At 70.7% G+C, this 23852-nt stretch carries 25 protein-coding genes; 18 read left to right on the top strand and 7 right to left on the bottom strand.

Annotated elements, in window-relative coordinates; genetic code table 11:
* Positions 1-4: 4 nt before the first annotated feature.
* Positions 5-1300 carry a hypothetical protein gene (locus B7K26_RS08410; RefSeq protein ID WP_084078539.1) on the bottom strand — a complete coding sequence of 432 codons (1296 nt, stop codon included), beginning with the start codon at positions 1298-1300 and terminating at the stop codon, positions 5-7.
* Here B7K26_RS08410 and B7K26_RS08405 point away from each other — a divergent pair.
* The 10 genes from B7K26_RS08405 to B7K26_RS08365 all read left to right on the top strand — a co-directional run bounded on the left by B7K26_RS08405 (position 1289) and on the right by B7K26_RS08365 (position 11117).
* Positions 1289-1996, top strand: coding sequence for a hypothetical protein (locus B7K26_RS08405; protein ID WP_143340584.1), 708 nt, complete (start codon positions 1289-1291; stop codon positions 1994-1996). The genes B7K26_RS08410 and B7K26_RS08405 overlap by 12 nt on opposite strands.
* Positions 1993-3000, top strand: coding sequence for an HAD-IIA family hydrolase (locus B7K26_RS08400; protein ID WP_084078535.1), 1008 nt, complete (start codon positions 1993-1995; stop codon positions 2998-3000). The genes B7K26_RS08405 and B7K26_RS08400 overlap by 4 nt, the downstream gene beginning before the upstream one ends.
* Positions 3001-3002: 2 nt before the next feature.
* Positions 3003-3173, top strand: coding sequence for a hypothetical protein (locus B7K26_RS12955; protein ID WP_159449651.1), 171 nt, complete (start codon positions 3003-3005; stop codon positions 3171-3173).
* A complete protein-coding gene (locus B7K26_RS08395) occupies positions 3174-4004 on the top strand; it encodes a TlyA family RNA methyltransferase (protein ID WP_084078533.1) in 831 nt (276 codons plus the stop codon).
* Complete coding sequence (locus B7K26_RS08390) at positions 4001-4945, top strand: NAD kinase (RefSeq protein WP_084078531.1); 945 nt, start codon at positions 4001-4003, stop codon at positions 4943-4945. Before B7K26_RS08395 ends, B7K26_RS08390 begins: the two co-directional genes overlap by 4 nt.
* A gap of 1 nt (position 4946) precedes the next feature.
* Positions 4947-6638 carry a DNA repair protein RecN gene (gene recN / locus B7K26_RS08385; RefSeq protein ID WP_084078529.1) on the top strand — a complete coding sequence of 564 codons (1692 nt, stop codon included), beginning with the start codon at positions 4947-4949 and terminating at the stop codon, positions 6636-6638.
* 4 nt (positions 6639-6642) lie between these two features.
* A complete protein-coding gene (gene steA / locus B7K26_RS08380; RefSeq protein ID WP_084078527.1) occupies positions 6643-7797 on the top strand; it encodes a putative cytokinetic ring protein SteA in 1155 nt (384 codons plus the stop codon).
* Complete coding sequence (locus tag B7K26_RS08375) at positions 7797-8720, top strand: copper transporter (RefSeq protein WP_084078525.1); 924 nt, start codon at positions 7797-7799, stop codon at positions 8718-8720. Before steA ends, B7K26_RS08375 begins: the two co-directional genes overlap by 1 nt.
* A gap of 61 nt (positions 8721-8781) precedes the next feature.
* The gene (locus tag B7K26_RS08370; protein ID WP_084078523.1) at positions 8782-10470 is read left to right on the top strand and encodes a CTP synthase; all 1689 of its coding nucleotides are present in this window, start codon (positions 8782-8784) and stop codon (positions 10468-10470) included.
* An 11-nt stretch (positions 10471-10481) separates the two neighbouring features.
* On the top strand, positions 10482-11117 hold the full coding sequence (locus tag B7K26_RS08365; RefSeq protein WP_084078521.1) for an NUDIX hydrolase: 636 nt from the start codon (positions 10482-10484) through the stop codon (positions 11115-11117).
* Positions 11118-11123: 6 nt separating this feature from the next.
* Here B7K26_RS08365 and ilvA read toward each other — a convergent pair whose 3' ends face one another.
* Entirely contained in the window at positions 11124-12377 is a 1254-nt protein-coding gene (gene ilvA, locus B7K26_RS08360) for a threonine ammonia-lyase (protein ID WP_084078520.1), read from the bottom strand.
* Positions 12378-12409: 32 nt separating this feature from the next.
* Complete coding sequence (locus B7K26_RS08355) at positions 12410-13333, bottom strand: heme A synthase (protein ID WP_159449650.1); 924 nt, start codon at positions 13331-13333, stop codon at positions 12410-12412.
* Positions 13334-13528: 195 nt separating this feature from the next.
* On the opposite strand from B7K26_RS08355, the gene B7K26_RS08350 reads away from it, so the two are divergent.
* Genes B7K26_RS08350 through B7K26_RS08315 form a run of 8 tightly spaced genes read left to right on the top strand, consistent with a single transcriptional unit; the run spans position 13529 to position 19994 of the window.
* Positions 13529-14179, top strand: a complete 651-nt coding sequence (locus B7K26_RS08350) for a metalloregulator ArsR/SmtB family transcription factor (protein WP_234998753.1) — start codon at positions 13529-13531, stop codon at positions 14177-14179.
* Positions 14176-15618 (top strand): Fe-S cluster assembly protein SufB, encoded by a 1443-nt coding sequence (gene sufB / locus B7K26_RS08345; protein WP_375537576.1) that lies wholly within the window; start codon positions 14176-14178, stop codon positions 15616-15618. Before B7K26_RS08350 ends, sufB begins: the two co-directional genes overlap by 4 nt.
* Positions 15615-16817, top strand: a complete 1203-nt coding sequence (gene sufD, locus B7K26_RS08340) for a Fe-S cluster assembly protein SufD (protein ID WP_234998752.1) — start codon at positions 15615-15617, stop codon at positions 16815-16817. The genes sufB and sufD overlap by 4 nt, the downstream gene beginning before the upstream one ends.
* Positions 16814-17152 carry a non-heme iron oxygenase ferredoxin subunit gene (locus B7K26_RS08335; protein WP_084078518.1) on the top strand — a complete coding sequence of 113 codons (339 nt, stop codon included), beginning with the start codon at positions 16814-16816 and terminating at the stop codon, positions 17150-17152. Before sufD ends, B7K26_RS08335 begins: the two co-directional genes overlap by 4 nt.
* Positions 17153-17172: 20 nt before the next feature.
* Complete coding sequence (gene sufC, locus B7K26_RS08330) at positions 17173-17928, top strand: Fe-S cluster assembly ATPase SufC (RefSeq protein WP_084078517.1); 756 nt, start codon at positions 17173-17175, stop codon at positions 17926-17928.
* Between the two features lie 10 nt (positions 17929-17938).
* Positions 17939-19213 (top strand): aminotransferase class V-fold PLP-dependent enzyme, encoded by a 1275-nt coding sequence (locus B7K26_RS08325; protein WP_084078515.1) that lies wholly within the window; start codon positions 17939-17941, stop codon positions 19211-19213.
* Positions 19210-19671, top strand: coding sequence for a Fe-S cluster assembly sulfur transfer protein SufU (sufU, locus tag B7K26_RS08320; RefSeq protein ID WP_084078513.1), 462 nt, complete (start codon positions 19210-19212; stop codon positions 19669-19671). The genes B7K26_RS08325 and sufU overlap by 4 nt, the downstream gene beginning before the upstream one ends.
* The gene (locus tag B7K26_RS08315; RefSeq protein WP_084078511.1) at positions 19668-19994 is read left to right on the top strand and encodes a metal-sulfur cluster assembly factor; all 327 of its coding nucleotides are present in this window, start codon (positions 19668-19670) and stop codon (positions 19992-19994) included. The genes sufU and B7K26_RS08315 overlap by 4 nt, the downstream gene beginning before the upstream one ends.
* A gap of 174 nt (positions 19995-20168) precedes the next feature.
* On the opposite strand, the gene B7K26_RS08310 is transcribed toward B7K26_RS08315, so the two are convergent.
* The 4 genes from B7K26_RS08310 to B7K26_RS08295 all read right to left on the bottom strand — a co-directional run bounded on the left by B7K26_RS08310 (position 20169) and on the right by B7K26_RS08295 (position 23716).
* Positions 20169-21590: a basic amino acid/polyamine antiporter gene (locus tag B7K26_RS08310; protein WP_084078509.1), complete on the bottom strand. Its 1422-nt coding sequence runs from the start codon at positions 21588-21590 to the stop codon at positions 20169-20171.
* A gap of 65 nt (positions 21591-21655) precedes the next feature.
* The gene (locus B7K26_RS08305; RefSeq protein WP_084078507.1) at positions 21656-22387 is read right to left on the bottom strand and encodes an energy-coupling factor transporter transmembrane component T; all 732 of its coding nucleotides are present in this window, start codon (positions 22385-22387) and stop codon (positions 21656-21658) included.
* A complete protein-coding gene (locus B7K26_RS08300) occupies positions 22384-23091 on the bottom strand; it encodes an energy-coupling factor ABC transporter ATP-binding protein (RefSeq protein WP_084078506.1) in 708 nt (235 codons plus the stop codon). Before B7K26_RS08300 ends, B7K26_RS08305 begins: the two co-directional genes overlap by 4 nt.
* A gap of 10 nt (positions 23092-23101) precedes the next feature.
* Positions 23102-23716, bottom strand: a complete 615-nt coding sequence (locus tag B7K26_RS08295; protein WP_084078505.1) for a biotin transporter BioY — start codon at positions 23714-23716, stop codon at positions 23102-23104.
* Positions 23717-23852: the final 136 nt, after the last annotated feature.

The following is a 23852-nucleotide window of genomic DNA, read 5'->3' as shown; positions in this document are numbered from 1 at the left end:
TATTTCAACGAAGAGCCGCCCCGACGACGGGGCGGCTCTTCGTCTTTTGTGCACACAATTGCATCGAGACGGGGCGCCCACTGCCCCACCTGAACGGAGCATCATGGCAGACGACGACAAGCGCGACCGGTCCGACGACCGACGGGACTCCCGTCCTCAGCGGGGCGGAGAGCGCCGCGACTCCCGGGAGGGTGGATCCCAGGGCGGTTACCGTCGGTACGACCGTGACTCCCGTGATGGTGGTGAGCGTCGTTCTGGTGGTTACCAGGGTGGTCGCTCGGGTGGAGACCGTGACGGTCAGCGCTCGGGTGGTTACCAGGGTGGTCGCTCGGGTGGAGACCGTGACGGTCAGCGCTCGGGTGGTTACCGGGGTGACCGTGACGGGCAGCGCTCGGGTGGCTACAACCGCGACGGCGGGGGCTCGCGTGACGGCGGCTACCGGCGGTACGACCGTGACTCTCGCGATGGTGGTGAGCGTCGTTCTGGTGGTTACCAGGGTGGTCGCTCCGGCGGCGATCGTGATGGCCAGCGCTCTGGCGGTTACAACCGTGACGGTGGTGAGCGTCGTTCTGGTGGTTACCAGGGTGGTCGCTCCGGCGGCGATCGTGATGGCCAGCGGTCCGGCGGTTACAACCGCAACGGCGGAGACTCGCGTGATGGCGGTTACCGCCGGTACGACCGTGACTCCCGTGATGGTGGTGAGCGTCGTTCTGGTGGTTACCAGGGTGGCCGCTCGAGTGGTGACCGTGACGGACAGCGCTCTGGCGGTTACAACCGTGATGGTGGTGAGCGTCGTTCTGGTGGTTACCAGGGTGGTCGCTCGGGTGGTGACCGTGATGGTCAGCGTTCCGGCGGTTACCGGGGTGACCGTGACGGTCAGCGCGCAGGTGGCTACAACCGTGATGGTGGTGAGCGTCGTTCTGGTGGTTACCAGGGTGGTCGCTCCGGCGGCGATCGTGATGGTCAGCGTTCCGGCGGTTACCGAGGTGACCGTGACGGGCAGCGCTCCGGTGGCTACAACCGCGATGGCGGAGGCTCGCGTGACGGCGGCTACCGCCGGTACGACCGTGACTCCCGCGACGGCGGCGACCGCGGAGGATTCCGCCGTGATTCCGTCCGCCGCGACGACCGTCGCAGCGAGCGCGAGGACGGCTCCCGCCGCGGCGACCGCAGCACCAACCGTCCCGCGATCGAGGTCCCGGAGATTCCCGAGGAGATCTCGATCGGTCAGCTCGACCGCGAGGTCCGCGCACGACTGCGCACGCTCAGCAAGGACAACGCCGAGGATGTGGGCCGCCACCTCGTCATGGCGGGCTTCTTGCTCGACATCGACCCCGAGCGCGCCTACAAGCACGCACAGGTCGCGGCGCAGCGTGCCGGCCGCGTGGACATCGTCCGTGAGGCCGCGGCACTGACCGCCTACGCCACGGGTCGCTACGCCGAGGCGCTGCGCGAGCTGAGGACTGTGCGACGCCTGAACGGCTCGCACGAGCACCTGCCGCTGATGGCCGACTGCGAGCGCGGCCTCGGACGACCGGAGCGCGCCATCGCGCTCTCGCGCGAGCCGGAGGCTGCACAGCTGTCCGCTGGGGCCAAGTTCGAGCTCGAGATCGTGGTGGCTGGCGCGCGCGTCGACATGGGTGACGCCGAGGCGGCGCTCGTGGCACTCGGCAGGCTCGAGACGTCCGATGCCGACCTGACCCTGCGGATCGCCTCCGCGCGCGTCGAGGCACTACGTGCGCTCGGGCGTGACGATGAGGCCGAGGCGCTGGCGGCCACGCTGCCGGTGCCCGCTCCCGTGGAGGACCCGTGGGCCGATGAGGTGACGCTTTATGACGTCGCCGAGATCGATCTCGACGAGCTTGACGAGGACGACGAGTTCGAGGGTGACGACGTCGACGAGTCCGACGAAGAGCTCCCCGAGTCCGAGGACGGCGAGGCCCCCGAGGGCTCCGTCACGGACGAGTCGGACGATAAGAACGAGGAGCGCGCGTGAGTGGCCTGCTGGGTTCCGACGCGCCGCTGTTCACGGCGCACGACGCCGCGCTCGTCGACCTCGACGGCGTCGCGTATCGCGGACCCCACGCCATCCCCACGGCGCCCGCGGGCCTCGCGGCGGCGCGTGAGGCCGGCATGCGCATCGTCTTCGTGACGAACAACGCGAGCCGCGAGCCCGGAACCGTCGCGGAGCACCTCACCGAACTCGGCATGCCGACCGCGACGCACGAGGTGCTGACGGCGGCGCAGGCGGTCGCCCGCATGGTGGCCGAGGAGCTCCCGAGCGGCTCGCGCATCCTGGTCGTGGGCGGCCAGGGGCTGCGCACCGCACTGACCGAGGTCGGCATGACGCTCGTCGAGTCGGCCGAGCCGACCCCCGACGCCGTCGTCCAGGGCTTCCATCCCGACGTGTCGTGGAAGGCGATGGCCGAGGCGTCGTACGCCATTACCGCCGGCGCTCGCTTCTTCGCGTCCAACCGTGACCTCACCATCCCCAACGACCGGGGCACCGCTCCAGGCAACGGCGCGCTCGTCAATGTCGTCGTCACAGCGACCGGCGTGCAGCCGCCGAGCGCGGGAAAGCCCGAGCCCGAGATGTTCAGGCTCGCCGCCCAGCAGGCGAGGGCTGCGCGCCCTATGGTGATCGGCGACCGCTTGGACACCGACCTCAAGGGCGGCAACGCCGCGGGATTCCCCGGCCTGCTGGTCCTCACCGGCGTGAACGACGGCCGCGACGCGATCCTCGCGCCCGCCGACCAGCGCCCCGCGTACATCGGCCGCGACCTCGAATGCCTGGCGCACCCCCACCCTGCACCCGAGCGTGAAGGCGACGGCTGGCGCGTGCGCGACGCGTTCGCGGAGGTCGTCGACGGAGCGCTGCGCGTCAGCGGTGACGGCGAACTCGACCGTCTGAGGGCCGCGTGCGCCGCTGCCTGGGAGGCGGCCGATGCCGGCGTCGAGGTGAGCGTTGAGGGAGTCACCGGGATAGCAGTAGCCTCATGACCATGGGAGAGATGAACGAGCACCGCGAGCCCCTCGGCGAGGTCGAATACCCGGCCGAGGTGCGCGCCGCGCTGCAGGCGGTGACCGAACTTCCCGAGGACCTCGACGCCCAGGCGGACTTCTTCGAGAAGATCCAGACCTCGCTGTCGAACCGCCTGCGCGACGACCAGTAGATGCGTCTGGACCGGGCGCTCGCCGAGCGGGCCCTGGCTCGCTCGCGCTCCCACGCGCAGGAGCTCATCGCCGCCGGCGTCGTGACCGTGGACGGCCGCGTCGCCGTCAAGGCGTCCCTGGACGTCGGCGAGGCGGCCGTCCTGGCCGTCACGGGAGACGATGCGCGGTACGTGTCGCGCGCCGCGCGCAAGCTCGCGGGAGCGCTCGACGTGTGCGAGCCCGAGGGGCTGAGCGTGGCGGGCCGCCAGGCCCTCGACGCGGGCGCCTCGACCGGCGGGTTCACGCAGGTGCTCCTCGAGCACGGCGCCGCGCACGTGCTCGCGGTGGACGTGGGGCACGGCCAGCTCGTCGACTCGATCGCTGGTGACCCCCGGGTGACGAGCGTCGAGGGCCTCAACGTGCGCGACCTGACGGCAGCATCGGCCGGTGCGGGCGTGAGCCTCGTGGTCTCGGACCTGTCCTTCATCTCTCTGCCGCTCGTGATCCCGGCGCTCGCCGACTTTGCCGCGCCCGATGCCGACTTCCTGCTGATGGTGAAGCCACAGTTCGAGCTCGGCAGGCGCGCGCTGAGCGGCCGTGGCGTGGTGCTTGACCCGCGCGACCACGCGCGCGCGGTCACGGGTGTCGCGTCCTCGATGCAGGCATCGGGCCTGGTGATCCACCGGGTGGCGCGCAGCCCGCTGCCCGGGCCGCAGGGGAATGTGGAGTTCTTCGTGTGGGGCTCCGGCGCATGGCAGGCTAGGGGGCAGGACGACGACAGGCGCGGGCGTCCGCTCCTTGAGGGCGACGCGCTGCGCCGCCGCATCGAGGAGGAGGTCACCCCCGCATGAGCCGCACGATCCTCATCGTGTCGAACCCGCATCGTGCCCAGACGCTGGAGGCCGGCGCCGAGGTGGCGCACGCGCTCGAGCAGGCGGGGATCGATGTCTGCACGTCGCTGGGAACGGCGACGCGCGACACTGTCGAGGCGGCCATCGTGCTCGGCGGCGACGGGACGATGCTTCACGCGGCCCACCTCACTCACGGCACTGGAATCCCGCTGCTCGGCGTCAACCTGGGCCGTGTGGGCTTCCTCGCGGAACTCGAGCGCGACGACGTGGTGGCCGCGGCGCAGCGGCTCGCGAGCGGCGACTACACGATCGAGGAGCGGCGCACCCTGGCCGCCACCGTGACCCGCCCCGACGGTTCCGTGGAGTCCGGCTGGGCGCTCAACGAGGCGACGCTGGAGCGAGCGAACAGGCTGCGCACCCTTGAGGTGGCGGTGGCGGTCGACTCGCGCCCGCTGTCCTCCTTCGGCTGTGACGGCCTGGTCATCTCGACGGCGACCGGCTCCACCGCCCACGCCTTCTCCGCTGGGGGCCCGGTGATCTGGCCCAACGTCGACGCCTTGCTGATGGTCCCTCTAGCCGCGCACGCGCTCTTCGCCAGGCCGCTCGTCGTGGGCCCCGACTCGATCTTCACCGTCGAGGTGGTGCGCAGCTCCGAGGCGGATGGCCAGGTGGTGCTCGACGGCGCCCGGGCCATCGAGATGCCGCCAGGTAGCAGGCTCGAGGTGTCGCGTGGCGACGAGATCGTGCGCCTCGCGCGCATGTCCGACGCGCCGTTCACCGAGCGCCTGGTGCAGAAGTTCAACCTCCCCACCAATGGGTGGCGGGGCGAGCGCGGGCAGATCACGCCCATCGGGCGCGAGATCGGCGACAGGGGAGCGCACGCGGGTCACGCGTTGCGCGATCTGGTCCCGCCGTTCGGCACCACGCCGGAGGCCAACTGACGTGCTCCACGAACTCAGCATCGCCGACCTCGGCGTGATCGAAACCGCGCGCATCACCCTCGGGCCGGGACTCACCTGCGTGACGGGCGAGACCGGTGCGGGAAAGACGATGGTGCTCACCGGGCTCGGCCTCATCCTCGGGGCGAGGACCGTGCCCGCCACGGTGCGTGCCGGCGCCGCTGAGGCGCTCGCCGAGGCCGTGCTCGACATCCCGGCGACGGGGGAGCCGGCGCTGCGCCTCGAGGATGCGGGCGTGACGCTCGATGACGACGGCACCGTGATCGTCGCCCGCACGGTAGGCGCGACCACCCGCTCGCGCACCGTCATCGGGGGCCGCACCGTGCCGCAGGCGCTGCTCGCCGACGTGGCGGGCGAGCTCGTCACCGTGCACGGCCAGTCGGACCAGGTGCGGCTGCGCTCCGCGTCGCGCCAGCGCGAGACGCTCGACGCCTACGCGGGAGCCGCCCACGCGCGCACTCTCGAGACGTACCGCGAGGCGTGGCAGCGATGGACGGCCGCCCGCGACGCCCTGGCGGCGATGGAGCAGGGCGCCGAGGCCGAGCGTGCCGAGGTGGCGCGCCTGCGCGACGACCTTGCCGCCATCGATGCCCTGGCCCCCGAGGACGGCGAGGACGCGTCCCTGGAAGCCGAGGCCCGCGTGCTCGAGAACGCCGAGGCCGTCCGCACCGGAGCCGCGAGCGCGCACGACCTCATCGGCGGCGACGACGAGTTCACGGTCATCGCGGCGATCGAGGCCGCCAGGCGCGCCCTCGCCGACGCCGCCCGACACGACGACAGGCTGGCGCAGTACGAGCAGCGGCTCGCCGACTTCTCCTACGGCGCCTCGGACATCGTCACCGAACTCGCCTCCTATCTCGAGGACCTCGACGCAGACCCGGCCAGGCTCGACCAGATTCACCAGCGCCGCTCGGACCTCGCGGGGCTCACCCGCCGCATCGGCGTCCCCGACCTCGCCGCCGTGCTCGCGTTCGCACAGGCCTCGCGCCCGCGCGTCGCCGCCGACGACGACTGGGACGCGACCCTCGGCGCGCGCCGCGAGGACGAGGCGAGGACGCGCGAGGAGCTCGATGCCGCGGCGGCGTCCCTGCACACGTCGCGGCTGGACGCCGCGGACAGGCTCGCGGCGGCGGTAGGTGGCGAGCTCGACCGTCTCGCGATGCCCGATGCGACGCTCGCCGTCGCCGTCGAGGCGACCGATCCCGCCGCTCACGGCGCGGACCGCGTCACGTTTACCCTCGCCTCCCACCCCGGCGCGCCGCATCGGCCGCTCGGCGAGGGCGCGTCCGGCGGCGAGTTGTCGCGCATCATGCTCGCCATCGAGGTGTCGCTCGCCGCCGAGGGCGACCACGAGTCGCGCACCTTCGTCTTCGACGAGGTCGACGCCGGCGTGGGCGGCAAGGCCGCGATCGCGGTGGGCAACAGGCTCGCCGAACTCGCCCGCACGCACCAGGTCATCGTCGTCACGCACCTCGCGCAGGTCGCGGCGTTCGCCGACGCACACGTAGTGGTCGCCAAGACGACCGACGGGTCGATTACCCGGGCCCAGGTGGGGCCGGTGGACGGCGACGCCCGTATCGAGGAGATTGCCCGCCTCCTGTCGGGCAATGAGGACTCGAGTGCCGCACGCGCCCACGCGCTTGAACTGCTGGAGTCCTCTCGCGTGGCACGATGAGGCCATGAGTCGCACCGCGCAATCCACGGTCGCGGGCGACGGCACCATCGTCGGTCCCGTGCGCGTCGAGCCCACCGTCACCGCCCTCGCGCGTCGCCTGCGCGCGGGCGACGTGGCGGTCATCGACGTGATGGACCTCGATCAGCGTTCGGCGGAGGAACTTGCGTCGCACCGCCCGGCCGCCGTCGTCAACGCCCGCCCCTCGATCTCCGGCCGCTATCCCGCCGGCGGTCCCCGCATCCTGCTCGACGCCGGCATTCCGTTGATCGACGCCGCCGGCGAGGCCGTCCTCGATCTGAAGGACGGCACCACGGTGTCGATCGCCGGGGGAGAGATCAGCGCCAAGGGCGCCGTCGTCGCCACCGGGACCGTGCTCGACGCCGAGGCGATCCTCGACGCCATGCGCGGTGCCGCCGATGGCATGCGCGTCCAGCTGCAGATGTTCACGGCCAACGCGATGGAAACCGTGATGCACGAGGGCGACGTGCTGCTTGAGGGTCAAGGCCTTCCCACGACGAGCGTGCCGCTCGCCGGCCGCCATGTCGTCGTCGTCGCGCCCGGCTACCGCCACCGCGAGCAGCTGCGGGAGATCCGGCGCTACCTTCGCGACGTGCGCCCGGTCGTCATCGCGATCGACAAGGCGGCCGATGCCGCGCTCGACCTTGGCCCCGCGGCCTCCGTGGTCGTGGGTGACCTCGAGACCATGGGCGAGCCGGCGCTGCGCGCCGCCTCGCATGCGGTGGTGCACGCGCCCCGCGGGGGCGAGGCAGGACTCGCTCGCGCCGAGGCGCTGGGACTTGATCACTCGAGCGCCGACACCGCGCTGTCCTCGGTGGACCTCGCGATCCTCATCGCTCACGCCGGCGGCGCCGAGGTGATTGTCACCGTCGGCGTCGAGTCGCGACTCATGGACTACCTGGAATCGCCGCAGGCCGATGCCGCCGGCACCTTCCTGGCCCGCCTGACCGCGGGCGGAGCGCTCGTGGACGCCACCACCCTCGCGCTCGTCTACCGGCATCGTTACAGCGCCTGGACACTCGTCAGTATGCTCGTCGCCGGCCTGCTCGCGCTCGGCGCCGCGATCTGGGTGACGCCGGGCGGACGCGCCTGGGTCGAGGACGTGTGGCAGGCCCTTACCTCGTGGATCGGAGGCAGCTGATGAAGGACTTCCGCTATCACGTGGTGTCGCTCACCGCCGTGTTCCTCGCCCTCGCGATCGGTATCGTTATGGGCTCGGGTCCCATGCGGACCGCGCTTGTCGGCGAGCAGGACGAGCGCATCGCCCAGCTGGAGCAGGACGTCGACGACGCCGAGTCCGACCTCGCGCACCAGCGCGACGAGGCCGTCGCCGGCGAGCAGTTCGCCGACGAGAGCGCTGCGGCGCTGCTGCCCGGCACACTCGATGGAGCGTCCGTGGCCACGATCGCCGTCGCCGACACCTCCGACGACGACACGGCGGCGCTATCGGACCGCCTGGTGCAGGCCGGAGCGTCCGTGAGCGGCCAGATCGAGATCGGCGCCGCCTGGACCGACCCCGACCAGGCAGCGTTCCGTAATTCGCTTGCCTCGACGCTCGCGCCCGACCTCGTGGGTGTCGACACCGACGCCGCCCCGACGACCGTCCTCGCCCACGCGCTGGCACAGGCGCTCATGCCCGAGGCGGGCCCCGCCGCGGGAGCCGACGGCGACCCGCAGGAGCGCGCCAACCTGCTGATGGAGCTGCTCGTCGAGGCCGACATGGTCTCGGGCACCGTCTCCGGCGACGTCAGCGCCGTCGTGATGACCGCCGGCGCCGGTGCGGACGACGACGACCAGCGCGCCACGGCATCGGCCGCCTATGCCGACCTGGCCGGCGTGCTCGCGCAGTACGCCGACGGCGTCGCCGTCGCCTCGGGAGTCGACAGGACCGGCGACGTGCCGAGCGCCGTGGCCAATGCCTCCGCCTCTGCCGAACTCGTCACCACCGTCGTGACGGGCCTCGACTACTACGGCAGGATCACGACGCCCCTGGCACTTGCCCAGAACATCGGCGGCGAGGTCGCCGCCTACGGACCGGGTGACGGCCGCTCGATGCTGCCCTGATCGCGGCCACCGGCGTGGCCCCGCACCCGCGGGCGCCGCGTCGGTGTTAGCATTGAAGCCCGTGGAGCGAACTCGAATCTCGTCCGGCACGGACCACGTCACACGGCACATCTTCGTCACCGGAGGCGTCGTCTCGTCTCTCGGTAAGGGCCTCAGCGCATCGTCGCTTGGCCGCCTTCTGCGCTCGCGCGGCCTGCGCGTCACCATGCAGAAGCTGGATCCCTATCTGAATGTGGATCCCGGCACCATGAACCCCTTCCAGCACGGCGAGGTTTTCGTGACCGACGACGGCGCTGAGACCGACCTCGACATCGGCCACTACGAGCGCTTCCTGGACGTCAAGCTCGGTGCCTCCTCGAACGTCACCACCGGCCAGGTGTACTCGCAGGTCATCGCCAAGGAGCGCCGCGGCGAGTACCTGGGCGACACCGTCCAGGTCATCCCGCACATCACCGACGAGATCAAGCGCCGCATGCGCGATCAGGCCGGGCCCGACTGCGACGTCATCATCACCGAGGTCGGCGGCACGGTGGGCGACATCGAGTCGCAGCCGTTCCTCGAGGCGGCGCGCCAGGTCCGCCACGACGTGGGCCGCGACCACGTGTTCTTCCTCCACATCTCCCTGGTGCCGTACATCGGGCCGTCGGGGGAGCAGAAGACCAAGCCCACCCAGCACTCTGTCGCCGCGCTGCGCTCGATCGGCATCCAGCCCGACGCGCTTGTGCTGCGCTCGGACCGTGAGGTTCCCGCCTCCGTGAAGGCCAAGGTCGCGCTCATGTGCGACGTGGAGCCCGACGCCGTCGTGAACGCCGTCGACGCCCCGTCGATCTACGACATCCCGAAGGTGCTGCACTCCGAGGGCCTCGACGCCTACGTGGTGCGCCGCCTCAACCTGCCGTTCCACGACGTCCAGTGGGGCGCGTGGGATGACCTGCTGACCCGTGTGCACAAGCCCAAGGACGAGGTCGAGGTCGCGCTTGTCGGCAAGTACATCGACCTTCCCGACGCCTACCTGTCGGTCTCCGAGGCGCTGCGCGCCGGAGGCTTCCACCACAAGACGCGCGTCAAGCTGCGTTGGGTGGCCTCCGACACCTGCCAGACGCCCGAGGACGCCGAGCGCGCGCTCGGCGGTGTGGACGCTGTCCTCGTCCCCGGCGGCTTCGGCGTGCGTGGCGTGGACGGCAAGATCGGCGCCCTGCGCTGGGCCCGCGAGAACCTGGTGCCCACGCTCGGCATCTGCCTGGGCCTCCAGACCATGGTCATGGAGTACGCGCGCAACGTCGTGGGCCTCGAGGGCGCCTCGTCCTCCGAGTTCGACCCCGACACCGCTCACCCCGTGGTCGCCACGATGGAGGAGCAGCTCACCATCGTCGACGGCCAGGGAGACCTGGGCGGCACCATGCGCCTCGGCGAGTACCAGGCCGTCCTCAAGGAGGGCTCGGTCGCCGCGACCACGTACGGCTCCACGACCGTGGGGGAGCGTCACCGCCACCGCTACGAGGTCAACAACAAGTACCGTGCCCAGCTCGAGGAGGCCGGCCTGGTCGTCTCAGGTGAGTCGCCCGACCGTGAGCTCGTCGAGTTCGTCGAGCTGCCGCGCGAGGTGCACCCGTACTACATCTCCACGCAGGCGCACCCCGAGTTCCTGTCCCGCCCCACCAACGCGCACCCGCTGTTCGCCGGCCTCATCGGCGCGGCGCTCGAGCGTCAGCGCGGGGCGGAGCAGGCCGCTCAGCCTGCCGCCGTCTGACGGGTTCCCCCATGTTCCTCGCCGACGTCCCCGGACCTCGCCGTGTGATCGCGACTCATGAGCGCTTCACCGGCAAGGTCTGGGACGTCGCGAGCGACGAGGTAGACCTTGGCGACGACCGCGTCGTCACCCGTGACTACCTGCGCCACACCGGAGCCGTCGTCATCGTCGCCCTCGACGATGACGGCCGCGTCTACCTGGTGCGTCAGTACCGCCATCCCGTGGGGGCGGAGTGCTGGGAGCCGCCCGCCGGCCTGCTCGACATGGCCGGCGAGGCCCCGGTCGACGCCGCCAGGCGCGAGCTCTTCGAGGAGGCTGACCTCACCGCGAGCGTGTGGCACACGCTCGCGGACTACTACCCGTCTGGCGGGGGCACCTCGGAGGCCGTGCGCGTGTTCCTCGCGCGCGGGATCGCCGCGGTGCCGGAGGATCGGCGTCACGTCCGCGAGGACGAGGAGGCCGACATGCTCGGAGAGTGGGTCGACCTCGACGCGGCCGTCGCCGCCGTCCTCGACGGGCGCATCCACGCGTCGTCGGCGGCCGTGGGCCTGCTTGCGGCGGCGCGCTCGCGCGATGCGGGCTTCGCGTCCCTGCGCGCGGCCGATGCCCCGTGGCAGCGACCGGAGGCCACGCGTCTGATCCGCTGAGCGGACCTAGCCCTCGCGCCCCGCGTCCGCGACGGACGGCAGGAAGCCGGCATCGGCCAACGCTCCCAGGACCTCCTGCTGGTGGTTGGGGCCGCGCGTCTCGACGCTGACCTGCAGCACCACGTCGCTCACCGTGAGCCCGGTGTCGTGCCGGGTGTGCAGCACCTCGATGACGTTCGCCCGGGTGGCAGCCAGGATCTCGGACACCCGCGCGAGCTGACCGGGGCGGTCGGGCAAGGGGATCCGCATCGTCATGTACCTGCCCGAGGCGACGAGCCCGTGGCCGATGATCCGCTGCAGCAGGAGCGGGTCGATGTTGCCGCCCGACAGCACCACCGTGGTGGGGCCGGTCGCCTCGATGAGGCCGTCAAGGATCGCGGCGACTCCCGCGGCGCCCGCGGGTTCTACGACGAGCTTGGTGCGTTCCAGCAGGAGCAGCACCGCGCGCGCGAGCGAGTCCTCGTCCACCGTGACGATGCCGTCCACCTGGGACGCGATGAGGGGGTACGTGAGTTCGCCCGGGCGCGCGACGGCGATGCCGTCCGCGATGGTCGCGTCGCGCTCGATCGTGACCGGGTGGCCTGCGTCAAGTGACGGGGGATAGGCGGCCGATGCTCCCGCCTGCACTCCGATGATGCGCACCTCGCGGCCGGCCCGAGCCGCCGCCTCCTTCGCGGCGACGGCGACGCCGGCGATGAGGCCGCCGCCGCCGACGGGCACGACGATGGTCTCGACGTCGGAAACGTCCTCGACGATCTCGAGCCCCACCGTGCCCTGGCCGGCGATGACGTCGGCGTGATCGAAGGGGTGGATCATGACTGCGCCGGTGCGGTGGGCATGCTCCGCCGCGAGGGCGAGGCAGTCCTCGACTGTCGCGCCCTCGGTGACGACGGTCGCGCCGTAGCCCTTGGTCGCGAGGAGCTTGGGCACGGGGGCACCCAGCGGCATGAAGATGGTGGCCTCGATGCCGAGCTGCTGGGCCGCGAAGGCCACGCCCTGCGCGTGGTTGCCTGCCGACGCGGCGACGACGCCGCGGGCGCGCTCCTCGTCGCTCAGCCGCGACAGGCGGTACGTGGCGCCGCGCAACTTGAACGAGCCCGTGCGCTGAAGGTTCTCGAGCTTCATCGTCACCGGCACGCCCATGAGGTCGCTCAGGTGGGTGGCGTGATCGATGGGGGTGCGCTGCGCGATGCCCCGCAGCGTGGCCGCCGCGGACTCGACGCGGGCAAGGGTGACGGTGTCGTCGGCGCTGCTACTCACGCCGTCCAGTCTAGGAGCGGCCGATGCAGCGCCTAGGCCGTGCGCGAGGTCTTCAGCAGGAAGTGGCTCGCCGAGTGAGCCGCGGCGAACGCTCCGAGGCCCACCAGGTGCAGGGCCACCAGCCACTCGGGAAGCCCGGTGAAGTACTGGATGTAGCCGATGACGCCCTGCGCCAGCGTGACCACGGCCAGGACGACCCAGGCGCGCCGCACCTCGTCGCGTGCGCCCTCGGAGGCGTCACGACGGACCCTCCACACGAGCAGCGCAAACAGGGCGAGGAACAGCCACACCGAGGCGGCGTGGGCGCGGGCGATGAGCTCGGGGTCGAGCGCGAGACGCTCGGTGGCCTCGGCGTCGCCCGAGTGCGGGCCGGCGCCAGTCGTGAGGGCGCCGAGGAACAGGATCACGGCGACATTGAGCGCGAGCGCCCGCTGGTGCCAGATGATCGAGGTGCCCGCGCGCCGCGGGGCGCGGCGGTACGTGAGCGCAAGCCACACGGAATACCACACGAGCGCGGTGGACAGCAGGAGGTGAGGCGCCACCAGCAGGGGGTGGAGCTCGACCAGCACGGTGATGCCGCCCACGACGGCCTGCAGGATGACGCCGATGCCCGGCACGAGGCCCCACCACTTGAGGGCGGAGCGTGAACGCCAGATGCCGATCGCGACGCCGAGCGCGACGATCGCGAGCACGAAGGTCAGCATGCGGTTGCCGAACTCGACGGCGGGGTGGAACCACGTCTCGGGGTGGAACTCGGGGGTGAATCGCCCGGGCTCGCACTGAGGCCACGACGAGCAGCCAAGACCGGAGCCCGTGAGGCGGACCACGCCACCCGTGACGATGATGCCCGCCTGCGTCAGGATGTTGGCGATCGTGAAGCCCCGCGCGTGGCGGGTGATCCAGTCGAGCACCCAGATCAGGGCGCGCCGCAGGGAGGTCATGAGGCGGGTGAGCACGCGTCCATAGTAGTTTCGCGTCGGTGCCGGCGGGACCAACGTCCGGCGGCCGCGGCCGTCCGCCCAGGTGAGGATGGCATCGGCCATTTACGCAACGCCTCAGGTAAGGCTTCCCTTGCTTGCGAGGAAGCATTTGGGCAACAAGAATGTTTCCTGAAACCGGGCCAGTGGGCCCCGCAGCGGAAGGAGTGAGACGTGGCTTCAGACACCACGCGCGACCGCGTCATGGGGCTCATCGCCTCGGCCGGTCCCATCACCGCCGCCTGGCTCGCCGAGGAGCTCGGCGTGACGCCCGCCGGCGTGAGGCGCCACCTCGGTGCCCTGGTCGACGAGGGCCTGATCGCGGAGCAGGACCAGCCCGGTACCCACATCAGGGGACGGGGCAGGCCCGCCAAGTCGTACGTCGCCACGACGGACGGCCAGCGTTCCCTCACCACCGCCTACTCGGCGGTGGCGGTGGACGCCGTCTCGTTCATGCGCGACCACGGGCAGCTCGACGAGTTCGTCGAGGCCAAGCTCGGCGAACTCGAGGCCTCCGTGCGCGACGCCGTCCCCGACGAGGCGCCCATGAAGGACAAGGTCGACGCGCTTGCGGCGGCACTTGCCGACCAGGGCTACGCCACGTCGGTCCGGCCCGGGCCCGGCGGCTACACGGTCCAGCTGTGCCAGGGGCATTGCCCCGTCCAGTCCATCGCCGAGGAGGCACCCGAGTGGTGCGAGGCAGAGACCCGCGTCTTCTCCCGCCTCCTCGACGTCCACGTCCAGCGCCTGTCGACCCTGGCAGGCGGAGCACACGTGTGCACCACGACCATCCCCGTCGCTATCGCGGCGCCCAAGGAAGGATGACCATGAGCACCCCTACCGACAACGCCGCCCAGGCGACCGATGAGGAGATCATCGCGTCGATCGGTGGCTACGAGTACGGATGGCACGACTCCGACGTGGCCGGTTCGCTTGCGCGACGCGGCCTCGACGAGAGCGTCGTGCGCAACATCTCGGCGCTGAAGAACGAGCCCGAGTGGATGCTGAACCTGCGCCTCAAGGGCCTGAAGATGTTCGAGAAGAAGCCGATGCCGCACTGGGGTTCCGACCTCTCGGGCATCAACTTCGACAACATCAAGTACTTCGTGCGTTCCACGGAGAAGCAGGCCACCTCCTGGGACGAGCTCCCCGAGGACATCAAGGCGACCTACGACAAGCTCGGTATCCCCGAGGCCGAGAAGCAGCGCCTCGTCGCTGGCGTCGCCGCCCAGTACGAGTCCGAGGTGGTCTACCACCAGATTCGTGAGGACCTCGAGGCCCAGGGCGTCATCTTCGTCGACACCGACACCGGCCTGCGTGAGTACCCCGAGCTGTTCGAGCAGTACTTCGGCACCGTCATCCCCGTCGGTGACAACAAGTTCGCTGCGCTGAACACCTCGGTGTGGTCGGGTGGCTCGTTCGTCTACGTCCCGCCGGGCGTCCACGTCGAGATCCCGCTGCAGGCCTACTTCCGCATCAACACGGAGAACATGGGCCAGTTCGAGCGCACGCTCATCATCGCCGACGAGGGCTCGTACGTGCACTACGTCGAGGGCTGCACGGCGCCGATCTACTCGTCGGACTCGCTGCACTCGGCCGTCGTCGAGATCGTCGTGAAGAAGAACGCCCGCGTGCGCTACACGACCATCCAGAACTGGTCGAACAACGTGTACAACCTCGTCACGAAGCGTGCCACGGCCGCCGAGGGCGCCACCATGGAGTGGGTCGACGGCAACATCGGCTCCAAGGTCACCATGAAGTACCCGGCCATCTACATGCTCGGCGAGCACGCGCGCGGCGAGACGCTGTCCATCGCCTTCGCGGGCGAGGGCCAGCACCAGGACGCCGGCGCCAAGATGGTGCACGCCGCCCCGAACACCTCGAGCTCGATCGTGTCGAAGTCCGTCGCCCGCGGCGGCGGCCGCACCTCGTACCGCGGCCTCGTGCAGGTCCTCGAGGGCGCGAAGAACTCCAAGTCGAACGTGCTGTGCGATGCGCTGCTCGTCGACCAGATCAGCCGCTCCGACACGTACCCCTACGTCGACGTCCGCGAGGACGACGTCCACATGGGTCACGAGGCCTCGGTCTCGAAGGTGTCCGAGGACCAGCTGTTCTACCTGATGTCCCGAGGCATGGACGAGACGGAGGCCATGGCGATGATCGTGCGCGGCTTCGTCGAGCCCATCGCGCGCGAGCTCCCCATGGAGTACGCGCTCGAGCTGAACCGCCTCATCGAACTGCAGATGGAAGGATCCGTCGGTTGACCGTCACTGACCACTCCCGAGCCACCGCCGACGCCGCGCACACGCACGGACTCGGCACCCCCACCCCCGACGCCTCGCGCGCGGACCGTCCCACCTCGTTCGAGGTGGACGCGTTCACGGTGCCCACGGGCCGCGAGGAGGAGTGGCGGTTCTCTCCCACGAAGGCCCTCGCGCCGGTGTTCGTCGACGCCGCCGCGGACGGCCACCTCGAGTGGGACGTCCCGGAGCTTCCGGCCGGCGTCACGCTGACCGAGGTGTCGACGGCCGATGCGCGTGAGCGCTCGGTGCGTGCGCCCGGCGACCGCGCGGCGGCCGTCGCTGCGGCACGTGCGGGCGGCGCGATGGCGCTGACCATCGCCCCGAACACCGTCGTGGACGAGCCGATCCAGATCACGCTCACCGGTACCGGTGCGGACGTGCGCGGCCACCTCCTCGTCGAGGCGGGTGCCTCGTCGGAGGCAACCGTCATCATCGAGCGCCGCGGCACCGCCACGTACTCCGAGTTCGTCTCGGTGGACCTGGCGGAGAACTCCGGCTTGAACCTCGTGCTCCTGCAGTTGTGGGACGAGGACGCCGTCCACGCCGGTGAGGTCGTCGCCCGCCTGGGCCGCGACTCGCGCCTGCGCGGTTCGGTCGTCACCCTCGGCGGCAAGGCCGTGCGCCTCAACACGTCCGCGGCCTTTGCGGGCGAGGGCGCGTCGGTCGACCTGTTCGGCCTGTACTTCGCCGACTCCGGTCAGCACCAGGAGCACCAGCTCTTCGTCGACCACGCCGTGCCGCGCTGCACGTCGCGCGTGACCTACAAGGGTGCCCTCGCCGGGAAGACCGCCCGCACCGTGTGGATCGGCGACGTGCTGATCCGCAAGGAGGCCGAGGAGACCGACACCTACGAGCTCAACCGCAACCTTGTCCTCACGGACGGCGCGCGCGCGGACTCGGTGCCCAACCTCGAGATCGAGACCGGCGAGATCGCCGGCGCCGGTCACGCCTCCGCGACGGGTCGCTTCGACGACGAGCAGATGTTCTACCTGCGCTCGCGCGGCATCTCCGAGGACGAGGCCCGCAAGCTCGTGGTCCGTGGCTTCTTCGCCGACCTCATCCAGGAGATCGGCGTGCCCACCGTCGAGGAGTCGCTCATGAAGGCGATCGACCTCGAGCTCGAGCACGTCAACGAGGAACTCGCGGAGGAGCAGGCGTGAGCGAGCAGCTCGCGTGCATGGTCACCGATCTCGCGCCGGGAAGCGCGATGGACGTTGACCTCACCCTCGAGTCCGGCGCGGACACCCCCGTGGCCGTGGTGCGCACCGACGATGGCGACTTCTACGCCATCGGCGGCATGTGCACCCACGGCGAGGTGCCGCTCGGCGAGGGCGACGTCGAGGGCTGCTTCGTCGAGTGCTGGGCCCACGGGTCCCGCTTCGACGTGCGCACCGGCGAGCCCGACGAGCTGCCAGCCGTCACCCCCGTGGCCACCTACCCCGTCCGCATCGACGGCGAGCGCGTGCTCGTCGACGTCGATAACCCCAAGCGTTAAGAAGTGAATCAAGGAGCATCATGAGCACCCTGGAAATCAAGAACCTCCACGCCTCCGTGGAGACCCCCGAGGGCACCAAGCAGATCCTCAAGGGCGTCGACCTGACCATCAACTCCGGCGAGACCCACGCGATCATGGGCCCCAACGGCTCGGGCAAGTCGACCCTTGCGTACTCGCTCGCCGGCCACCCCAAGTACGAGATCACCGAGGGCTCCGTGACTCTCGACGGCGAGGACGTCCTCGCGATGAGCGTCGACGAGCGCGCGAAGGCGGGAATGTTCCTCGCCATGCAGTACCCCGTCGAGGTCCCCGGCGTGTCGGTGTCGAACTTCCTGCGCACCGCGAAGACCGCGATCGACGGCGAGGCTCCCAAGCTGCGCACGTGGGTCAAGGACGTCAAGAAGTCGATGGACGACCTGCGCATGGACTCGTCGTTCGCCGAGCGCAACGTCAACGAGGGCTTCTCGGGCGGTGAGAAGAAGCGCCACGAGATCCTCCAGATGGAGCTCCTCGCCCCGAAGATCGCCGTGCTCGACGAGACCGACTCCGGCCTCGACGTCGACGCGCTGCGCATCGTCTCGGAGGGCGTGAACCGCGTGAAGGACAACACGGGCCTCGGCATCATGCTCATCACGCACTACACGCGCATCCTCAAGTACATCCAGCCCGACTTCGTCCACGTCTTCGTGAACGGTCAGATCGCCGAGCAGGGCGGCCGCGAGCTCGCCGACCGCCTCGAGGCCGAGGGCTACGACCGCTTCCTGGCCTCCGCGTAAGGAATCCACGATGCACCTTCCCGATCTGCGCGCGGACTTCCCGCTCCTGACCCGCACGGTCAGGAACGGGAAGGACCTCGTGTACCTCGACTCCGGCGCGACCTCGCAGAGGCCGACAGCGGTGCTCGACGCGGTGAGGGACTTCGAGGAGCGTCACAACGGTGCCGTCGCGCGCGGCGCCCACCTGCTTGCCGAGGAGGCGACCGGACTGTTCGAGTCCGCCCGCGCCTCCGTCGCGACGCTCGTGGGCGCCTCGCACGACGAGATCGTGTGGACCGAGAACGCGACGGCGGCGATGAACCTCGTCGCCTCGGGCATCGGCAACGCCACGAGCGGGATCGGCGGCGAGGAGTCCGCGCGGTACCGCATCGGCCCCGGCGACGAGATCTGCGTCACCGAGACGGAGCACCACGCCAACCTGGTGCCGTGGCAGCAGCTCGCGGTCCGCACCGGCGCCACCCTGCGGTGGATCCCCGTCGACGACCTCGGGCGGCTCATCCTCGACGACCTCGACTCGCTCGTGAACGACCGCACCAAGGTGCTCGCGTTCACTCACGTGTCGAACGTCACCGGAGTGATCTCGCCCGTCGCCACGCTCGTGGCACGCGCCAAGGCGGTGGGTGCCCTCACCGTGCTCGACGCCTGCCAGTCGGTGCCGCACCTGCCCGTCGACGTGAAGGACCTTGACGTCGACTTCGCCGCCTTCAGCGGTCACAAGATGCTCGGCCCCACCGGCATCGGCGCGCTGTACGGCCGCAAGGAGCTGCTCGACACGCTGCCGCCGTCCGTCTTCGGCGGGGGAGCGGTGACGATCGTGTCGATGGAGTCCACCGCCTGGCACCCCGCACCTACCCGCTTCGAGGCGGGCACGCAGCCCGTCGCGCAGGCGGTGGGAATGGGCGCCGCGGCGAACTACCTCATGGAGCTCGGCATGGAGCGGGTCGAGGCGCACGAGCGCGAGATCGGCCACCTGCTGCGCGAAGGAGTGTCGGCGATTCCCGGCGTGCGCCTGCTGGGCCCCGTGGGCAGCGAAACTGAGCGCGACGTCATCGGCCTCGCGGCCTTCGTCGTCGACGGCGTCCACCCCCACGACGTGGGCCAGCTCCTCGACGACCGTGGCATCGCTGTCAGGGTGGGCCATCACTGCGCCCAGCCCCTGCATCGACGCTTCGGCGTGACGGGCTCGACCCGTGCCAGCGCCCACGTCTACACGTCCACGGACGACGCGAACGCCCTCCTCGCGGCGCTCGCCGAGGTCCCCGCCTTCTTCGGAGTGAGCGTATGAGCAGCCTTGAGCAGATGTACCAGCAGGTCATCATGGACCACGCCCGCGAGGGCCATGGCCGTGGCCTAAAGGACCCCGGTCTCATCCAGGTGGGCGAGTCCCACCAGATCAACACCACCTGCGGCGACGAGATCACCCTCAGGGTGGGCCTCGACGGCGTCACCGTCGGGTCGGTGTCGTGGGAGGGCCAGGGCTGCTCCATCTCCCAGGCCTCGGTCTCGGTCCTCACCGAGCTTGTCGAGGGCCAGAGCCTGGAGCAGGCCGAGGAGACCATGGAGGCGTTCCGCGCCCTCATGCAGTCCAAGGGCGAGCCCCTCGACGACGACCGGGAGGACCTCCTGGGCGACGCGACGGCCTTCGTCGGAGTGGGAAAGTACCCGGCGCGCATCAAGTGCGCCATGCTGGGATGGTCGGCGTTCAAGGACGCCCTCATCCATGCACGAAAGGATCAGGCATGACTGACACCAAGACCCCCGCGAATGCCGCGGATGTCGAGGAGGCGCTGCGCGACGTCATCGACCCCGAGCTGGGGATCAACGTCGTCGACCTGGGCCTCGTGTACGGGGTGTCGCTGGACGAGAACCAGCACGCCGTCATCGACATGACCCTCACCTCGGCGGCGTGCCCGCTGACCGACGTCCTCGAGGACCAGGCCGGCCAGGTCCTCGACGGCATCGTCGACGGTTTCCGCATCAACTGGGTGTGGATGCCGCCGTGGGGCCCGGACAAGATCACGGACGACGGCCGCGAGCAGCTGCGCGCGCTCGGCTTCAACGTCTAGGTCGCCACAGCGAGACCACGGAGGGCCGATGCCAGGGGTGACCCCGGCATCGGCCCTCTCGCTTGCCTCTGATGCCCCGCCGCCCGCCCCCGACCTGGCGCAAATGGCCGCATTTGCGTCTTGAAAGGCGCCGGAGTGCCGCATATCGGGCCACCAGGACGGTGGACGGGTGGGCTAGAAGCCGATGCGGCCCGCGGCGAGCGCCCACGCGCCCACGAGCGCGCCCGCAGTGACGGCGACGCACAGCGCCGCCTCCCAGTGCGTGAAGACGCGCAGGCCCCGCTGGCGGCGCGCGCGCACGTACATGAGGGTCGCGGGCGCGTACACGATGAGCGCGATGAGGACGTACTGCAGGCCCATCGCGTAGACGAGGTAACAGGTGTACAGCAGCGCGGTCCCGGTGAGGGCGAGGGTGCCTGCCCTGCGGGTGCCGCCGAGCGCGAGCTTGAGTGCGAAGCCGGCGGTCAGCAGGTACGGCAGGATCGTCACCGCGCTCGTGAGCTCGAGAGAGAAGTCGAAGGCGCTCTCGGAGAAGAAGGCGATGACCAGGAAGACCTGGCTGAGCGCGGAGGTGGCCGTGAGCGCCCGTAAGGGAACGCCGCGCGGGGTGACGCGGGCCAGCGACCGCGGGGCGTCCTCGCCCTTGGCCGCCGCGAACAGCACCTCGGCGCCGAGCAGCGTCCACGCGAGGTACGCACCGAGGACGGAGACGAGCAGGCCGATGCTCACCAGCCACGCGCCCCATGGCCCCACGGCGGCCTCCATGACACCGGCGGCCGAGGGCTGGCGCAGGGCGACGAGCTCCTCGCGCGGCAGCACCCCGTAGGACAGCATCGTCACGACGACGAACAGCGCCAGCACGCTGAGGAAGCCGATGACTGTGGCCCTGCCCACGTCCTCGCGGCGCCTCGCGTAGCGGGAGAAGACGTTGGCACCCTCGACGCCGAGGAACACGAACACGGTGACGAGCATGGTGGCGCGCACCTGGTCCGCGAGCTCGCCGGCCGAGTGCGGCTGCGCTCCCCACAGGTTGTCGATGAACGTCTCCCACGAGAACCCGGAGAACGCGATCACGATGACGAACAGGGCCAACGGGATGAGCTTGGCGATGGTCGTGATGGTGTTGATGACGGCGGCGGTGTCGATGCCGCGCGCGATGACCGCGTGAAAGGCCCAGATGCCCGCGGAACCGAGCACCACGGCGGCGACGGTGTCGCCCTCGCCGAGAGCGGGGATCCACGCGCCCAGGGTCGAGCAGATGAGCACCCAGTAGGTGACGTTCGCGATGCACGCGCCAGCCCAGTAGCCGAAGGCGGAGAAGAAGCCGATGTAGGGGCCGAACCCCGCCTTCGCGTAGGCGAAGATTCCCGCGTCGAGGTCGGGGCGGTCGCGCGTGAGGCGCTGGAACACGATCGCCATCAGCAGCATGCCCCCGCCCGCGAGCGTCCACGCGATGAGGGCACCGTAAACCCCGGTGGCCTCGGCGAAGGTCGAGGGAAGGGAGAAGACCCCGGCCCCGACCATCGATCCGATGACCATGGCGATGAGCATGGGGAGGCCGAGGCGGCGCGCGGGTGCAGGTGCGGTGTCGCTCATGCGTGTCCTTCCCGACGCGTCGTGCCTGGTGCCAGCGTAGGTCACCGGCCGGTCGAGGGGAGGGGTCAGGCCTCGTCGGAGCCGATGCCCGTGCCGGCACCGGGAGTGTGAGACGCCGAGACGGTGGCGTCGCGGCCGGCGGAGGACCGGCGGGAGCGACGCGCGCGCCGCTTGCCCGACTCGATTTGGTCGCCCTCCTCGCCGATCCCGCGCGCGTGGATCGCCTGGCCCAGCTCGAGCGCGAATCCGACGGTGCGGGTGGTGGTGGGGTAGAGCAGCGCGCGGAGGTTGCGGTCGAAGCCGCGGGCGCGTGCCGCCTGGCGCGATTCGAGGTAGATCTGCGCGACCTCGGGCAGCGCGCGCAGCAGCAGCGCGAACATCAGGCCGAGCGTCTCGGGCGGGAGGATGACCCGGATGGGACGCGCGAGCGTCGAGACGAGATCGAGCATTGCCGTCATGGCGGTGGAGGCCGCGACGGCGAGCGCGAGGGCCACGACGGCGATGAGGTCGGCGCTCACGTCGACGGCGCGGGCCCAGTCGCCCCGCCACAGATGGATGGCGGACGTCAGCGCGGCGACCACGAGGGTGCCGACCATCGCGACCGTGGTGGTGCGTGCGGGCGGCTGGGTCGACACCAGCAGGAGCAGGCACGCTGCCATGATCCCCAGCGAGCTGACCGGGTCGTCGAGCATGATGACCGCGACAGTGGTCGCGAGCAGCAACAGCACCTTGAACCACGCGGGGGCGTGGTGCAGGGGCGTCTCGCGGGCACGGAACAGCCCGGTTGGGGTGATCACGGCGCGGCGGTCCTGGTGGTGCGGCCGAACATCAGGTCGCGGTAGAAGCGCACTGCCTCGGCGGGGTCGCCGTCGAACGCGACGGCGCCGTCGTCGATGACGATGGTGCGCTCCGCGCGTGCTGCCGAGTCGAGGTCGTGAGTGACCTCGATGAGCTGCACGGGAAGCGAGCGCAGCAGGGCGCCCACGTGGGCGCGCCAGCGCAGGTCGAGCAGCGTGGTGGGCTCGTCAGCGACGAGGATCGACGGCGTCACGGCGAGCACCCCCGCGAGGGCGAGCAGCTGGCGCTGGCCGCCGGACAGCGACCCGACCGCGACATCGGCCCGGTCCCCGAGACCCATCTCCTCAAGCGCGTCGAGGGCGGCGCGCGTGCGCTCGTCGCGGTCCTTGATGGTGCGCCTGAGGGACAGCATCACGTCCTCGATGGCGGTGGGCATGATGAGCTGAGCCGAGGGGTCGGTGAAGAGGAAGCCCACCTTGCGGCGCACCTCGGGGCCCTTGCGGGCCACGTCGAGGCCGTCGACCTCGACGCTGCCGGTCGTCGCGGGGATGAGCCCGTTGATGAGGCGGACCAGGGTGGACTTGCCGCCGCCGTTGGCTCCGATGACGGAGACGCGACGCTCGGTGAGGGTCAGCGAGGTGGGCTTGAGGATCGTCACACCCGTATCGGGCGCGGTGACGCCCGCGTCCTTGAACTCGATCATGGGGTCAAGGCTATGCGGTCGCGGGCGCCTTCCGGTCCCGGGGGGCCGATGCCGCGGGCCGGGCCGAGGTCAGCAGGCGCGGGTAGGCGCGGTGGACCACCGACGCGATTCCGGCGGCGATGGCCACCTTAATGACGTCCCCGACCATGAACGGCGCCATGGCCGTGGTCGCATCGGCCAGGCTCAGTCCGGTGCGGACGGACAGCCAGGGGATGCCGATGGAGTAGACGACGGGGATCGAGGCGAGGCCGGCGATGACGAGCGCGGGGTAGTTCAGCCGGCCGCGCCTGCGGAACGCGACGGCGATCGCGCCGCTGACGGCGGCGGCGGGAAGGAAGGCGACGAGGAAGCCGCCCGTGGGGCCGGCCAGCACGGCGAGGCCGGCCGACATGTTGGCGAAGATGGGGGCGCCGGCGAACCCGACAAGGATGTACAGGGCGACGGCCGCCATGCCGCGCCACGGCCCCAGGCACAGCCCGGCGACCACGACGGCGAGCGTCTGCAGGGAGAAGGGCACGCCGAAGGCGAGCGTCACCTCTGGCACGAGCGTCGAGGCGGCGATGAATGCCGCGAACACGGCGATGAGGGCGATGTTCTGGCCGGACAGGGCCTCACGTGGGGACATGGCTCTCCTTGCTGGATAATGGTTCGGCGCTCACGCTACCCACCTCGGTCGCTCGATAGGTACCGCCGCGGCCCGGCATGCGCGAGTGTTGTAGAAATCCCACAGAAGTCCCTACCTGGAGGCTGGATCCTTCGTG

The sequence above is a fragment of the Demequina sp. NBRC 110057 genome, from assembly GCF_002090175.1.
GTDB lineage: Bacteria > Actinomycetota > Actinomycetes > Actinomycetales > Demequinaceae > Demequina.
Note: the sequence above shows the minus strand (reverse complement) of the source record. Positions and strands in the feature narration are given on the sequence as shown.

What these genes read in the sequence shown, in the direction of transcription:
- steA (WP_084078527.1), top strand. Translation starts at nt 6,643, where the DNA reads ATGAGTCGCACCGCGCAATCCACGGTCGCGGGCGACGGCACCATCGTC.
- B7K26_RS12955 (WP_159449651.1), top strand. Translation starts at nt 3,003, where the DNA reads ATGGGAGAGATGAACGAGCACCGCGAGCCCCTCGGCGAGGTCGAATAC.
- B7K26_RS08365 (WP_084078521.1), top strand. Translation starts at nt 10,482, where the DNA reads ATGTTCCTCGCCGACGTCCCCGGACCTCGCCGTGTGATCGCGACTCAT.
- B7K26_RS08310 (WP_084078509.1), bottom strand. Translation starts at nt 21,590, where the DNA reads ATGAGCGACACCGCACCTGCACCCGCGCGCCGCCTCGGCCTCCCCATG.
- sufU (WP_084078513.1), top strand. Translation starts at nt 19,210, where the DNA reads ATGAGCAGCCTTGAGCAGATGTACCAGCAGGTCATCATGGACCACGCC.
- sufC (WP_084078517.1), top strand. Translation starts at nt 17,173, where the DNA reads ATGAGCACCCTGGAAATCAAGAACCTCCACGCCTCCGTGGAGACCCCC.
- B7K26_RS08300 (WP_084078506.1), bottom strand. Translation starts at nt 23,091, where the DNA reads ATGATCGAGTTCAAGGACGCGGGCGTCACCGCGCCCGATACGGGTGTG.
- B7K26_RS08375 (WP_084078525.1), top strand. Translation starts at nt 7,797, where the DNA reads ATGAAGGACTTCCGCTATCACGTGGTGTCGCTCACCGCCGTGTTCCTC.
- B7K26_RS08315 (WP_084078511.1), top strand. Translation starts at nt 19,668, where the DNA reads ATGACTGACACCAAGACCCCCGCGAATGCCGCGGATGTCGAGGAGGCG.
- B7K26_RS08395 (WP_084078533.1), top strand. Translation starts at nt 3,174, where the DNA reads ATGCGTCTGGACCGGGCGCTCGCCGAGCGGGCCCTGGCTCGCTCGCGC.
- B7K26_RS08295 (WP_084078505.1), bottom strand. Translation starts at nt 23,716, where the DNA reads ATGTCCCCACGTGAGGCCCTGTCCGGCCAGAACATCGCCCTCATCGCC.
- sufB (WP_375537576.1), top strand. Translation starts at nt 14,176, where the DNA reads ATGACCATGAGCACCCCTACCGACAACGCCGCCCAGGCGACCGATGAG.
- B7K26_RS08325 (WP_084078515.1), top strand. Translation starts at nt 17,939, where the DNA reads ATGCACCTTCCCGATCTGCGCGCGGACTTCCCGCTCCTGACCCGCACG.
- B7K26_RS08390 (WP_084078531.1), top strand. Translation starts at nt 4,001, where the DNA reads ATGAGCCGCACGATCCTCATCGTGTCGAACCCGCATCGTGCCCAGACG.